Annotated in this window: 11 protein-coding genes; 8 read left to right on the plus strand and 3 right to left on the minus strand. The window is 63.4% G+C overall.

The annotated features are described in order from the left end of the window. Positions 1-9 precede the first annotated feature (9 nt). Together IPM12_14180 and IPM12_14185 are read right to left on the minus strand one after the other, a co-directional pair. Complete coding sequence (locus tag IPM12_14180; protein ID MBK9148953.1) at positions 10-1,989, minus strand: hypothetical protein; 1,980 nt, start codon at positions 1,987-1,989, stop codon at positions 10-12. Beyond that, positions 1,986-2,717, minus strand: coding sequence for a hypothetical protein (locus tag IPM12_14185; protein ID MBK9148954.1), 732 nt, complete (start codon positions 2,715-2,717; stop codon positions 1,986-1,988). The genes IPM12_14180 and IPM12_14185 overlap by 4 nt, the downstream gene beginning before the upstream one ends. 58 nt (positions 2,718-2,775) lie before the next feature. On the opposite strand from IPM12_14185, the gene IPM12_14190 reads away from it, so the two are divergent. After that, on the plus strand, positions 2,776-4,680 hold the full coding sequence (locus tag IPM12_14190; GenBank protein ID MBK9148955.1) for a sensor histidine kinase: 1,905 nt from the start codon (positions 2,776-2,778) through the stop codon (positions 4,678-4,680). 87 nt (positions 4,681-4,767) lie between these two features. Next, entirely contained in the window at positions 4,768-5,994 is a 1,227-nt protein-coding gene (locus tag IPM12_14195) for a DEAD/DEAH box helicase (protein MBK9148956.1), read from the plus strand. Here the strand turns inward: IPM12_14195 and IPM12_14200 are convergent. Continuing rightward, positions 5,991-6,677, minus strand: coding sequence for a peptidylprolyl isomerase (locus tag IPM12_14200; GenBank protein MBK9148957.1), 687 nt, complete (start codon positions 6,675-6,677; stop codon positions 5,991-5,993). The two genes, IPM12_14195 and IPM12_14200, sit on opposite strands and share 4 nt — an antisense overlap. Before the next feature lie 147 nt (positions 6,678-6,824). Here IPM12_14200 and IPM12_14205 point away from each other — a divergent pair, with 147 nt between their 5' ends. From IPM12_14205 to IPM12_14230, 6 genes are all read left to right on the plus strand, one after another. Next, positions 6,825-7,994 carry an acyl-CoA dehydrogenase gene (locus tag IPM12_14205; GenBank protein ID MBK9148958.1) on the plus strand — a complete coding sequence of 390 codons (1,170 nt, stop codon included), beginning with the start codon at positions 6,825-6,827 and terminating at the stop codon, positions 7,992-7,994. Between the two features lie 129 nt (positions 7,995-8,123). Next, entirely contained in the window at positions 8,124-8,903 is a 780-nt protein-coding gene (locus IPM12_14210) for a polysaccharide export protein (protein MBK9148959.1), read from the plus strand. 2 nt (positions 8,904-8,905) lie between these two features. Beyond that, complete coding sequence (locus IPM12_14215) at positions 8,906-11,239, plus strand: polysaccharide biosynthesis tyrosine autokinase (GenBank protein ID MBK9148960.1); 2,334 nt, start codon at positions 8,906-8,908, stop codon at positions 11,237-11,239. Positions 11,240-11,246: 7 nt separating this feature from the next. Further along, complete coding sequence (locus IPM12_14220) at positions 11,247-12,590, plus strand: flippase (GenBank protein MBK9148961.1); 1,344 nt, start codon at positions 11,247-11,249, stop codon at positions 12,588-12,590. Further along, positions 12,587-13,858 (plus strand): hypothetical protein, encoded by a 1,272-nt coding sequence (locus tag IPM12_14225; protein ID MBK9148962.1) that lies wholly within the window; start codon positions 12,587-12,589, stop codon positions 13,856-13,858. The genes IPM12_14220 and IPM12_14225 overlap by 4 nt, the downstream gene beginning before the upstream one ends. After that, complete coding sequence (locus IPM12_14230) at positions 13,848-14,837, plus strand: hypothetical protein (GenBank protein ID MBK9148963.1); 990 nt, start codon at positions 13,848-13,850, stop codon at positions 14,835-14,837. Before IPM12_14225 ends, IPM12_14230 begins: the two co-directional genes overlap by 11 nt. The last annotated feature ends 17 nt before the right edge of the window (positions 14,838-14,854 follow it).

The following is a 14,854-nucleotide window of genomic DNA, read 5'->3' on the forward strand; positions in this document are numbered from 1 at the left end:
GGGCCTTGGCTAGGGCCTTGCGAATGCCTTCTTCACCGCCTCGTAGGCCGGTTTGGGGTTGCCCTCGTAGTCGATGATGCTCCAACTCGGGCCGGGCCAGCAATCGTTGAGCTGCCAGAGCAGGGTTCCCATGCAATGCGGGCGGGCATCGAGGTGGGCATCGGTGGCCATCTGGTAGGCCTTGGCCTGGGCGCGCTGGCTGGCCTCGATGAAACCGCCGAGCGTGGTGGGTCGCTCCTCCCCTAGCTCGCGCTCGATGGCTTCCCAAATGGGCCGGTCGGTCTTGTAACTGCGCTGCAGCCGTGCTACCGCCGGCGAACCCAGATAGAGGCTGTCCGGATGGATGTACTTGGCCAGCAGAGCGCTGTCGGGGTAACTCTGGAAGCCCCATTCGCTCACGAAGCGGCCCACGTTGTTCTTGAATGAGGAGAAGGCGCTGTCGCCGTGCCAGACGCCCCAGTAGTGGAGGTCGCCGTACTTCAGGCCGACTTCATTCCCCCAGTTGCTCATCGGTGAGGTCGCCGTGTACCTATCGGACCAATTCGACCATAGGCTATGTCGAAACTCGCGCGTCCAAAGCCGCTCATTCGAATCGATTACACGCACGGAGTCCATGCCGTGCAACCCATAGCGCTCCTGCCATCCCCAATTGTGCCAAGCGATCCGAAGCTCATTGTTGCCGCAAAAGATGATCGTGCTCGGGTGTTTCGCGATTCGTCGGGCCTGCTCCCTTGCCTCTTCCTTCAGGTTCGCCAAGAATCGGCCTTCTGCAGGCAAAAGGTTTGCAACCATGTAGTCCTGCCAGACCAGGATGCCAGCCGTGTCGCAAGCGCTGAGAAAAGCATCGGGTGGATAGACGCCGCCAGCCCACACACGCACCATGTTCATACCCGCGCGCTGCATATGGCTCACTTGAGCAACCCAAGCGCTATCGGTAATCCGCGAGGGCACAAGGTCAGGCGGCACCAGATTGCATCCCTTGGCGAAGAGTAGGCGCGCGTGCGAATACGCCGTGAACTCGCCCCCGATACTATCGGACCTTGCGCTGAATTGATGATCCGTCCATGCGAGGGGCATCGATGTTTCCGAGAGTAGCTCCTTCCCTTTCAGCATTCGATAGATCACCTTCTGCACCGCATGCGAACCATGCCCGGCCGGAAACCAACGATCAGGAATGACGTCGGATCGCTTCGCACAGAGCTTCCATAGGTGACCTGGCCTGTTCCGCGCTGCGGCCACTCTTTGGCCGTTCACCTCCACTTCGTACTTCAACTTCTTTTCTATGCCCTTCGTGCCATACTGCGGGAATACCATGAAACTCACCAAGTCGCCTGAGTGCGTGGTCAGGACATCGAAGATCCTCGCCCCGCTCCACCCCCTCAGCTCCACCTCCTTCCAGATCCCGCTTGTCACCAGCCTCGGGCAGAAGTCCCAGCCGAATTGGTAGGCCGCCTTACGGATGTAGGGGCTCACGCCGCTGGGATCGCTGTCGTGCGGCAGTTGGATGCCGTAGGCCTCGCGCAGCTTCGCGCCTTCCTTGATCGGGCTGCGGAAGATGACCTTCAACTCGTTCTCACCTTTCTTCAGCAACGGCTTCATGCTCCACTCCCAAGTGCGGAACATGTTGTCGGCCTTGCCGATGAGTGAGTCGTTGAGATAGACCTCGGCGAAGGTGTCGAGGCCCTTGAAGACGAGGTCGAGGTGCTCATGGTGCAGCAGCGTATCAGCCACGAACAGCGTGCGCCGGTAGATCCAGTCCTCGTTCTCGATCCATTGAACGCTGTCGATGTTGCTGCCCTTCATGAAGTCGGGGATCAGCCCGTGCCGCAGCAGATCGGTCTGCACCACGCCAGGGACTTCGGCGCTGCGCCAATCCTCTTTGCCCGCTTGCATAAAGCTCCATCCTTCGTTCAATGGGATGTGGACTTCCTGACCGAGGGCAGCAACCCTCAAGCCGATCATGCCTGCAACCCCCAGCCAGCGCCTCATCTGAGCCCGGCTTTCACCAATGCGTTCAGCACCCCTTCGATCTTGGCCAGATCAGGCTCCGTATCGAAGCTCACGCCTGCATGCGTCGAACTCATCGCCGCGCCGTGCACCACGCGCTTCACCGCCAGCTGCGCCGCGAAATGGACCTCGCGCACGCCGGTGCGCTCCACCAGTTCCACCACATTGCCCTGATTGATGCCGCCCGCTGCCGCGATCAGGAGCCGGTCTCCAGCGCGGTCCACCATCGCCTTCAAACGCGCAGCACCATCGATGGCCAGTGTTTCACCGCCGGAGCTGAGCACACGCTGCACGCCAAGGTCGAGGCAAGCATCGATCGCGAGGAGCATATCGCCCGCATGATCAATGGCACGGTGAAAGGTGATCTCGCTCTCCGGGGCCACGCGCTTCACCTCCCGCATCAGCGCTGCATCGGGCGCGCCAGCTTCTGTGAGCCCCCCGGTGACAATGCCGAGCGCCCCCCCGCCGAACACCTCGGCATCCACCAGGATGGCATGCGCCTGCGCTCCGGTATGAACGAAACCGCCGGGCGTGGGCCGAACGAGTACGCGCACGGGCAATCCGACAGCGCTGCGGACCGCATCCACCAAGCCATTGCTGGGTGTGACCCCGCCGGAGGCCAACCAGGTGCACACCTCCACAGTATCGGCATCCGCCGCTGCCATGGCCTCCTCAACGGTTGCCACGCACACCTCAACTGCCACGCGCATGCAGCGAACATACGGGCGACCATGCAACATGCATTGTTGCGCTGCGTACCAAGGCGCCATGCGAATCCGAATCCCTGGCTTGTTGGTGTTCGCCTCGCTTTGCGGGCCATGGTGCGGTGCACCCATCATGGCCTCCCATGTGAATGACAGCTTGCGTTATGTGCTAGACTCTGATGCGTCGGCGGCGGAGCGCGCCAAGGCTTTGTGCACATTCTCGGAGCGACAGCTCATCAGCGACCCGGCCGGGGCGCTGGCCCATGCCTCCAATGCGTTGCGCATCGCTGAGATCGACGGCGGGGAACGCGTGATCCATGAGGCCCTGTGCGCGCTGCGAACCGCGCAATTCCGTCTGGGGCTCGTGCCTGAGCACATCAAGAGCACCATGCGCGCGGTTGACCTCTCGCGCGCCATCGGTGATCCCGGGCTCCTAAGCGCAGATCTTCAAGAGCTCTCCAAGGCCTATCACGGCGCGAATCGCCTCGATGAAGCCGTGGAGCATGCGCGCCAGGCGCTGGCCATCAGGATGCCCACGCACGACCGGGTGGCTATTGCAGGGGCCGAACGCTTCCTGCTCGAAGCGCTCTTCAATGCTGGCCGATATGAAGAGCTCGTGCGCAGCGCGGAGCGCGCATTCGCCAATGCCGCTGCATTGACGGCCATCGAGCAGGCGCGCCTCCGGCGTTTGGTGGCGCGTGCGCTCATGGCGCTGAACAAGCACAGCGACGCCCTGCCCCACTTGGCGCAGGCCGGGCATGCCATCGAATCCGAAGGCGATGATCACGACCGCTTCAACCAAGCGATCGACATGGCCCAATGGGCCGCAGGGACCGGGCGCATGAACGATGGTCTGCGTCATCTCCAGTTGGCCGAACGGCTTTCAGAAAGGCTGCCTAGCAACCTCACATCGACCCCAATGACCCGCGTAGGCTACCAGCTCGCTCTATCCGCACAGGACTGGCGCTCGGCGCACGAGCACCTGAAGGCCATCGCGCAACAGGCCGATTCAGCGCATCGCAGCGCCCGAGAATCCGCACTCGCGGGCATCATGATGGTGCATGAGCTGGACGCGCGGGAGCGCGAGCGCATCGACCTGGCTGCCGCCGCGGAGCGCACTGAGGCGCAGCTCACGGACCAGGTCGCCAGCAACCGCGCGCTGGTCGCTGCCCTTGCAGGCCTGGCCATCCTGAGCGCTGCATTGCTCATGCTGGCCCTCCGGCACCAGCGCTCGGCCAAGCGCAGCAAGCTCAAGAGCGCGGTGATCGAGCGACAGAAGGAAGAGATCCATGCCCGCAGCCTCGAGTTGCAACGGCAGAACATGCGCTTGGCCGAGACCTTGATGCGCGAGGAGCGACATGGCCTAGCATTGGGCGAGATGCACCACCGCCTGAAGAACAACCTGCAGACGATCGACGGGCTCTTGCAGATGCAATCCGGGGCCCTCTCCGACCCTGCTGCTGAAAAGGTGCTGCGCGAGGCCCGCGGACGCCTGAGCGCCATGGCCCTGGTGCATCAATCCATCTACCGCCTGGGCGATGACAGCGCCCTGCCCATCCGCGACCATTTGCAGGAACTGGCCCGCAACGTGATCGTGGCCCACGGCCGCCATGACCGCATCTCGGTCATCCTCGATGCTGACCCCATCGAGCTGCACGCCACAGACCTGCTGCCGCTCAGCCTGATCGTGAACGAATTGCTCACCAACAGCCTCAAGCACGGCATCGCGCCTGATTCCCACGGCTCCATCCGCATCGTGCTTCGCCGCACAGCCCGTGGCCTGGACCTGCGCTATTGCGATCACAGCGCGCCGGCCACGTCCGATCACCAGCGCGGCACTTTCGGCATGGAGCTCATGCAGGCGCTGGCCGAGCAGCTCAATGGGCGGATCAGCATCCAAGCTGGGCTCCAGACCACATACGCCGTGGAAGCTGCGCCGGATAGCCTCGCCCTGCGCAAGGCTTCCTGAACGCCCGGATATGGCCGACTATCTTCGGCCCCGCTCAAGGCAGAGCTTAAGCGCGCATCCAGGAACCTGCGCAGCCGCCCTCCACCCATGGATTTCCATTCCCTCGGCATCAGCGACGAGCTACTTCAAGGGCTCGACGCCATGAATATCAAGGTGCCCACTCCCATCCAGCAGCAGGCCATCCCGGCTGCGCTGGGCCACCGCGACCTGATCGCCTGCGCGCAGACCGGCACTGGGAAGACCGCCGCCTTCCTTCTCCCGCTCATCGATGTGATCACCGGCTACAGACCGAAGGAGGAAGGCAGCATCCGCGCGCTCGTGGTGGTGCCCACGCGCGAGCTCGCCTTGCAGATCGACCAACAGCTGCAGGCCATCGCGTACTACACGCCCATCACCAGCATCCCGCTCTACGGCGGCAGCGATGGCAACACCTTCGACCAGCAGAAGCAGGCGCTTACCAGCGGCGTTGAAGTGGTGATCGCCACGCCCGGCAAATTGCTGAGCCACCTCAATTTGGGCTACGTGCCGGTGAAGGGCCTCGAGTTCCTCGTGCTCGACGAAGCCGACCGCATGCTCGACATGGGCTTCATCGACGACATCAAGCGCATCATCAAATTCCTGCCCGCCGAACGGCAGACCCTGATGTTCAGCGCCACCATGCCGCCCGTCATACGCGAGCTGGCCAAGCAGGTGCTGCATGATCCCGTAGAGATCACCATCGCGCTGAGCAAGCCCGCAGAAGGCGTTGACCAGCAGGCCTATGTGGTGTACGACATGAAGAAGGCCGATGTGCTGGAGAACATCCTGCGGTCGAGCGAGGCCACCAGCATCGTGATCTTCGCAGGACGCAAGGTGGAGGTGAAGAACCTGAACCGGCACCTGCAGAAGCGCGGCTTCAGCAGCAGCGGCATGCACAGCGACCTGGACCAGAGCGAGCGCGAGGCCACCATGCTCGCCTTCCGCAACCGCAAGCTGCGCATCCTGGTGGCCACCGATGTGGTGAGCCGCGGCATCGACATCGATGACATCGACCTGGTGGTGAATTACGATGTGCCCAAGGACCCCGAAGATTACGTTCACCGCGTGGGCCGAACGGCTCGCGCCGCGCGCAAGGGCACGGCCATCACGTTCGTGAATGAGAAGGAGATGCGCGAATTCGGCCGGATCGAAGCGCTGATCGGCTACGAGGTGAGGAAGATGCCCATGCCAACGGGCCTTCCGCCCGGACCGGCCTACGATCCCACGAGACGGGAGAAAAGCAACGGCCCCCGCCGGGGCGGAGGCCGTGGTGCTGGTCGCGGCAGCAGGCGTTAGCGCTGCACGAACTTGCCTTGGTTGGCCTTGAGCACGGCTACGGCATCCCAAGCCTTGGCAGCCTTGCCCACGCGCTCAATGGCCACTTTCTGCATCACCACATCCTCATTCGGCCGATCGCCGCGGCCCCGGGGCACGCCCGCAATGGCATCCACCACATCCTGGCCCTGCACCACATAACCGAACACCGCGTGCCGGCCATCAAGGTGCGGCGTGGGGCCATTGGTGATGAAGAACTGACTCCCATTCGTAGCCGGGCCCGCATTGGCCATGCTCAACGTTCCGGCGCGCGTGTGCTTCAGTTCCGGATGGATCTCATCGGCAAAGGCATAACCGGGGTTCCCGGTGCCCGTGCCCAGCGGGCAGCCGCCTTGGATCATGAAACCGGGGATCACCCGGTGGAAGATCAAGCCATCGAAGTACGGCGTGCCTTCAGGCTTCGCGGTGTTCTTCATCTTGCCCTCGGCCAAGGCCACGAAATTGGCCACGGTCATGGGCGCTTTCTCATGCTCGAATCGGATAAGGACCACGCCTTTGCTGGTGGTGATGCGGGCGTAAACGCCTTCGGGTAAGGTTTCCACGTTCTTCTTGGTTGTTTGGTCGTTCGCGGACGCGCCATCACTGCTGGAACAGGCCGCAACGGTGAGGGCCAGAAGCGCGGAACAGAGGTACGTGAGCGGCATGTGCTGGTGTGTGGGGTGTTGGTCGATGGGCGCCAAATGTAGGTGGGCGAGCCGCCGATCCGTGAAGGCCCCGGGCCCGGTGCCGGTCGACCGAACAACGGACCGTGCAGCTGGTTTACATTCGCCAGCCCTTGACGGAACATCACCATGCAAGCAACCGACACCCTCGCCGGCCTCAACTTCGAACTCAGCGAAGAACAGCTCGCCGTGCGCGACGCAGCGCGTGATTTCGCGCAGAACGTGCTGAAGACGGGCGTGATCGACCGCGACCGGGAGCAGCGCTTCCCCAAGGATGAGATCCGCCAGCTGGGCGAACTCGGTTTCCTGGGCATGATGGTGAGCCCCGAGTACGGCGGCGGCGGCATGGACACCATCAGCTATGTGCTGGCCATGGAAGAGATCAGCAAGGTGGACGCCAGCACCAGCGTGGTGATGAGCGTGAACAACAGCCTGGTGTGCTGGGGCCTGGAGCACTTCGGCAACGAAGAGCAGAAACGCAAGTACCTGGTGCCGCTGGCCAAGGGCGAAGTGATCGGCGCCTTCTGCCTGAGCGAGCCCGAGGCCGGCAGCGATGCCACCAGTCAGCGCACCACGGCCATCGATATGGGCGACCACTATCTGCTGAACGGCACCAAGAACTGGATCACCAACGGCGGATCCGCCAGCACCTATCTGGTAATGGCTCAGACCGATGCGGCGAAAGGGCACAAGGGCATCAATTGCCTGATCGTGGAGAAGGGCATGCCCGGTTTCGTGGTGGGCGCCAAGGAGGATAAGCTCGGCATCCGCGGCAGCGACACCCACACCCTGATGTTCCAGGATGTGAAGGTGCCCAAGGAGAACCGCATCGGCGCTGATGGATTCGGCTTCACCTTCGCCATGAAGACCTTGAGCGGCGGCCGCATCGGCATCGCCTCACAAGCGCTGGGCATCGCCAGCGGCGCCTATGAACTGGCACTGGCCTACAGCAAGGAGCGGAAAGCCTTCGGCAAGGCCATCAGCGAGCATCAGGCGATCGCCTTCAAGCTGGCTGATATGGCCACCGAGATCGAGGCCGCGCGCCTGCTCTGCCTGAAAGCCGCCTGGCTGAAGGACAAGCACCTGAACTACGACCAGGCCAGCGCCATGGCCAAGGTGTTCGCCAGCGAGGTGGCCATGCGTACCACGGTGGAGGCCGTGCAGGTGCATGGCGGCTACGGGTACGTGAAGGAATACCACGTGGAGCGCCTGATGCGCGATGCCAAGATCACCCAGATCTACGAGGGCACCAGCGAGGTGCAGCGCATCGTGATCAGCCGCGGCCTGCTGAAGGGCTGAACCCATCGGGCCACGCTTTCACCGGGCGATCGTTGACGGCGGTTCATCCACTCCTTCGATGCGCCGCGAAAGGCCCCTCTATATTTGGCCGTGCCTGAAAAGGCCCTTTCCGCCGCATCCCCGCACCGCATGCGATCACCTCACCGGCTCCTGCTCCCGCTGGCGCTGCTGCTCCTGGCCTCCTGCGTGAGCCGCCGCAGCGTCAATTACCTCAACGACCCCTCGCTCGCACCCGGTGCCAGCAAGCTCTTCGAGAACCAGAAGTTCGAGTACCGGCTGCAGGTGAATGATGTGCTCAGCATCCGCGTGCTCGGCCTAGACGACCAGACCCACCGCTACTTCAACATCGAAGGGCCGGGCGGCGGCATGGGCGTGAACGACGCCATGCTCTACGTGAACGGCTTCTCGGTGGACAAGAACGGCTACGTGCACCTGCCCCAGGTGGGCAAGGTGAAGCTGCAGGGCCTCACTTTGGGAGAGGCGCAGGACCTGGTGCAGCGCAAGATCAACGAGTACTTCACCAACGCCACGGTGATCCTGAAGATGGTGAACTGGCGCGTGAGCCTGCTAGGCGCGGTGAGCCGGCCCGGCACCTACATGGTCTATAACAACCAGATCACCATCCTCGATGCGCTCAGCATGGCCGGCGGCCCAGTGGAGCTCGCGGACAAGAGCCATGTAACGCTGATGCGGCAGAGCGACCGCGGCGTGCAGGCCCTGTACGTTGACCTGAGCACCACCGAAGTGCTGCGCTCGGAGTACTACTACCTGCTGCCCAACGATGTGGTGTTCGTGCCCCACCTGCGCGCGCGCCCGGCCCGGATAAACATCGAGATCCTCTCCATCATCCTCAGCACGCTGAGCACCGCCGCCGTGGTGTTCACCGTGGTGAAGAACAACACCCAATAGCCATGGCCGCGCAAGGCTCCGACGTCATCGACCTGCGCGCCGTGGTGCGCAAGATCCTGCGCCGCTGGTGGTGGTTCCTGCTCACCGGCATCATGTCCGGCGCGCTTGGCGTGGCTTACCTGAAGACCACGCCCAAAACCTACTACGTAGGCGCCCGCATGCTCATGGGCGAGGGGCAGCGCGGATTCGGAGCCCGGCAGGAGGATTTCATCAAGGGCATGTCGCTGGTGCGCGGCAGCTCCGAGCTCGAGGACGATATCGCGCTGCTCACTTCGCGCAGCATGATCGTGAAGACCCTCAGGCGCCTCGACTTCGGGGTCAGCTACCACACCACCAAGCGCTTCCTCACCCAGGAGCAGTACGGCTTCCCGCCCTTCCGCGTGCAGCTCGATTCGGTGAGCGTGCAGGTCAGCGGCATCCCGATCCACGTGAAGGTCGATCGTGCGGCGGGCACCTATCGCGTGACCGCCAAAGGCAAGAACGTGCTGCTCTACAACGTGCAGAAACAGGAGCTCACCGAGGACTACGTGGCCGACTACGAGCTCGACCAGACGGCCGCCATCGGCGAGCCTTTCATCGGCGAGCACCTCAGCTTCACCATCGAGTTCCCGGAGGACCGCCAATACAGCCCCGAGACGGATTACTTCTTCAAGATCAACAGCCTCGATGCGCAAGTGATGAACTACAGCGCCCGGTTGAGCGTGACTGCGCCCGAGGACAACGGCCACGTGGTCTCCCTCTCCATGGTGGGCGCCACGCCGAAGAAGGACATCGATTTCATAAACACCCTGATGGCCGCATTCATCGAATCAGCCCTGCACAAGCAGCAGCAGAAGGGCCTTCGCACCATCGCCTTCATCGACGAGCAGCTCGGCGTGGTGGGCGATTCGCTCCAACGCGCCGAGCAGGACATGCAGCAGGTACGCACGAGCACCAGCCTCTTCAATGCTGCCGGCACCGCCGACGCCCTGGCCCAGGAGCGCTCCCGGCTCGAGAACGAACGGAGCTTGATCCAGCGCCGCCGCGTGTACTGCACAGGGCTGCTGGAGAAGATCCGCTCCCAGAGCGACCTGCGCAACGTTCCCGCCCCCTCGAGCAGCGGCATCGACGACCCCGTGCTCAACAACCTCGTGCTCGAGATCACGCGCTTGAGCTCCGATCTGGCCGCTCGCACGGGCACCACCGGCGTGAAGAACGATCCTGCCACGATCGCCATGGAACGCAAGCTGAAGAACCTCGTGCAATCGCTCGAGCAAACCGGTGCGAGCCTGGTGGAGCGCGCGGAGATCGACTACAGCGAGATCACTGCGCGGATCAGCTCACTCGGCTACCAGCTTGGGCAGATCCCGCGCGAGGAGCGCGAGCTGGGCATAAAGCAGCGCAAGCTCGGCCTGAACGAAGACGTGTTCAAGTACCTGCAGGAGAAGAAAGCCGAGGCCGGTATCGCCATCGCCTCGGATCAGGTGGACAAGAGCGTGGTGGATGAGGCGCGGCTATCGCTGGTCGGCGCCATCGGCCCCGATAAGAAGATGGTGCTGGGCGGCGCCCTGCTGATCGGCCTGCTGCTGCCGGTCCTGCTGATCGTTCTGCTCGACTTCTTCAACGACCGCATCACCGACCTCGACGAGCTCAAGCGCCTCACGGCACTGCCCGTGCTCGCCGTGATCCCCGGCAGCAAGCGGCGCCGGATCGCAGCGGATGAACCCAAGAGCCTGCTGGCCGAATCGTTCCGCACCGCGCGCATCAACCTGCAATACCTGCGGGCCAATGCCCCTCGTCAGGTCATCGGCTTCACCAGCGGCACCAGCGGTGAAGGCAAGACCTTCTGCGCGGTGAACATGGCAAGCGTGCTCGCGCTCTCGGGCAAGCGCGTGCTGCTGATCGATGCCGATATGCGCCGCCCGAACGTGCACCGGACCATGGACCTTCCCGAAGGCCAGGGACTGAGCACCTACCTGATCGGTGAGGCCGATCTGAGCGCCATCATCACACATACCGATGTGCCCGGCCTGGATGCCATCGTAGCAGGGCCCATACCGCCGAATCCGGGCGAACTGGCCGAGAGCCCGCGAATGGCCGAACTGATCGAATCCATGCGCCAGCGCTACGACCACATCGTGGTGGACTCCTCGCCCCTTGGCCTGGTGAGCGAATTCGTCGTGCTCATGGGACACCTCGATGTGACCCTGTACGTGGTGCGCGAGCGTTATACCCGCCGGAGCACCCTGCGCACCGTGACCGATTTGGTGCAGAAGGGTCAGCTCGGCCGGGTGGATGTGCTGTTCAATGATGTGAAGGCCGAGCGCGGCAACGGGTACGGCTACTATACCAAGTAGCCCGCGCATGCTCCGGTCCGAAGGCGCGCAGAAGGTCCTCAAGAACGTATCGTGGCTCTTCGTTGAGCGCATCATCCGCCTGGGCGTGGTTCTGCTCACCGGCGTGGCGATGGCCCGCGCGCTCGGTGATGAGCTCTTCGGGCAGCTCAATTACGCCACGGGATTCGTGGGGCTCTTCTTCGCGCTCGGCGCCATGGGCATCGACGAGATCCTGGTGCGCGACCTGGTGCGGCATCCGGAGAAACGCGACGATCTGCTTGGGAGCGCGGCCTTGCTGAAGCTCTTCGGCGCCATCCTCATCGTGCTGTTGAGCACGGCCGGTGCCTTCATCAAGGGCATGGATGGCTTCACGGTCACCCTGGTGCTGATCATCGCCTCCGCGGAACTCCTGAGGCCCATCGGCGTGATCGACCAATGGTTCATGTCGCAGGTGAAGGCGGGGCCGGTGGCGCGCGTTCAGATGGCGCAATCAATCATCTCCTCTGCGGCGAAGCTCACCCTGGCCTGGGCCGTGCACGCTGGCCATGTCAGCGGCAAGGCAGCGCTCACCGGTTTCGCATGGATGTACGCGTTGGAGTATGTGCTGCTCTCGATCGGCTATCTCAGCGCTTTCAACCGTGCGGGGCTTTCATGGAAGCATTGGCGGGCGACGCGTGCCATGGTGGTGCGCTTGCTGGGTGAATCGTGGCCCATGCTCGTGTACGGGATGGCGCTCTTCGTGCAGGCCCGCATCGATCAGGTGATGATCAAGGACCTGCTCACCGCCTCCGACGGCGAAGAAGCCGCCTTTGCCGAAGTGGGCCAGTACAGCGTGGCGCTGCGCATGATCGAAGCGCTCGGATTCCTGCCGGTGATCGTGCAAGGAAGCTTGGCACCGGCAATCACCAAGGCCAAGGCCGTTTCGCATGCGCTCTACACCGATCGCCTGCTCAATCAGTACCGGCTCATGTTCGGCCTCTTCCTGGCTACCGCCATCCCGATCTATCTCTTGGCCAAGCCCATCGTGGTGCTGCTCTTCGGAGAGGAGTTCGAGCCGGCCGGCGCGCTGCTGGGCCTCTTCGCCATCCGTCTTTTCTTCACCAACATGGGCACCGGGAAGCGCGGCTTCATCACCAACGAGGGCCTCTTCCGCTACTCGCTCTTCACGGCCTTGGTGGGCGTCGCGCTCAATGTGGGCATCAACTGGGTCCTGATACCTGACCTGCGCTCCATCGGTGCCATCTGGGCCACCATCATCTCTTTCTTCGTGAGCATCTTCGTGCTCGACCTGATCACCGCGCGCACCCGTGAGAACCTGCGCCTGATGGTCACCGGCATCCTCACCTTCTGGAAGTTCCACCGCGCCGCATGAACGCCCCCTCACGCCACCTGGTGCCGCTGAAGCCAGCGCCATTCGCCGAGCGATGCTGCCCGAAATGCGGCGCCAGCCAACCCCGGGTGGTTGACGTGGCATTCCCCGGCATCCACATCCTCGGCGAGTACGCTTGCACCGCCTGTGGATACCGTTTCTATCACGACCTCCCGGTAGGCTTCGCGGTTGACTACGACGTAGCCATCGGTCTGGACGATGGCGCGTTGCACAACCCCAAGGGTGTGAGCCACTGGGTTCATGGCCCCTTGATGGAAGGCTTCCGCGCGCCCAGCGATGCTGAGGTACGCATCGAGCGACGCGTGCTGCGCCCGTGCAAGCGCATCGTGCTGCTCAACACGCTGGATTTCCTCTATGGCCACGTGCTGCTGAAGCTCTGGAACGCACAGCATTACCTCGACCGGCACCCGGATCTTGGCCTGGTCCTGTTGATCCCGCGCTCCTTTGAATGGCTCGTGCCCGATGGGGTCGCTGAGGTGTGGCTTGTGGATCAGAAGCTAGGCCGAGCGCACGGCTGGTACCGGAGCATCGACCGGCAAGTGAAGGGCTTCCTCGCCGATTTCGAGGAGGTGCAGCTCGGGCGTGGGTATGCGCATCCCGATAAGAGCAGCATCGACATCGAGCGTTTCACCGGTGTGAAGCCCTTCCCCACGGACGCCTTCGCCAGCGCGCCGCCGCACATCACCTTCGTGCTGCGCGAGGACCGGCTCTGGTACCGCACGCCGCTGCATAAGGAGAAGCACCGAATCATGCGCAAGCTCGGTCTCCAGCGCGTGGCCGACCCGTTCTTTCGTTGGGACCAGCAGCGCATGGCCCTTCGCGCCCTCCGCCTCATGCGCAAAGCGGTGCCCACGCTCACCGCGAGCGTGGTGGGCCTGGGCGCACCCTCATCGTTGCCAGCGGGAATCGAGGACCTGCGCACCCGGGCCATGAACCCGGCCACCGAGCGCGCCTGGTGCCATGCTTACGCGCGCAGCCAGATCGTGGTGGGCGTGCACGGCAGCAACATGCTGCTGCCGACCGCGCTCTCCGGCGGCTGCATCGAGATCCTCCCGCATGATCGCCATGGCAACATCGCGCAGGACGTGGCGCATCGGCGGCGCGACGTGATGCTGCTCTTCCTCTACCGCTTCCTCGATGAGTTCGCGGGCCCGCGCCAGGTGGCGCTGCACGCCGTCAGCATGCTGCAGTACTTCGAGCACTTCCGACGCAACAACCTCGTGAATCCTCCCTTGCCCGATGAACGCTGAAACGAATCACCGGTTGGACACGGCCGTGCTGCTCATCGGCTTCAATCGCGTTGGGCCCCTGAGGCAGGTCTTCGATGCCGTGCGCGCCGCGCAGCCGCCCCGCCTCTACTTCGCTTGTGACGGCCCGCGCAACCGTGCCGAGCACGCCCGCTGCGAAGAGGTGCGCGCCTTGGTGGATCTGGTCGATTGGCCCTGTGAGCTGCACACGCGTTTCAACGAAAGCAACTTGGGGCTGCGCAAAGGCGTGAGCAGCGCCATCAACTGGTTCTTCGAGCACGAAGAGGAGGGCATCGTGCTGGAAGACGACACGCTGCCCGTGCCCTCGTTCTTCCGCTTCGCGCAGGAACTGCTCGAACGCTACCGGCACGATGAGCGCATCTGGGTGATCATGGGCAACAACCTCATGGACGACTGGACGGGCGCGAAGGAGGGCGACTACTACTTCAGCGCGCATGGATACGGCGCACCCTGGGGCTGGGCCAGCTGGCGCCGCGTGTGGCAGCATTACGACGTGGACATGAAGCAATGGCCGGCCATGAAACAGAGTCCGCTGCTCGCCGACTTCTTCCTGGACAAGCATGAAGAGCAGCTCGCCCGTGAGATATTCGACCGGGTGCATGAGGGACGAATGAACTCGTGGAGCTACCAGATGGACATCACGCGGATCGCCAACCACGCGCTCAACATCATCCCGCATGTGAACCAGATCGACAACATCGGCTTCGATGGCGACGGCACGCACACCACCGGACCCGATGATCCGCGCAACAAGCGCACGTCGAAGGCGATCGCATTCCCGCTGAGGCATCCGGAGCGCATCATGCTCGACGCGCAGCGCGATGCCGAATACTTCAGGCGATACATCGGTTTCACCCCGATGGAGCGCATCAAGAACAGCTTGAAGGATGCCCTCGGCGGCCAGGAAGGCGCCGTGGTGCAAGGCATCATCAAGCTGAAGCGCAGGATCAAAGGCCACTGACCGAGACCCCATCTGCC

The sequence above is a fragment of the Flavobacteriales bacterium genome (genome assembly GCA_016716605.1).
GTDB lineage: Bacteria > Bacteroidota > Bacteroidia > Flavobacteriales_F > PHOS-HE28 > PHOS-HE28.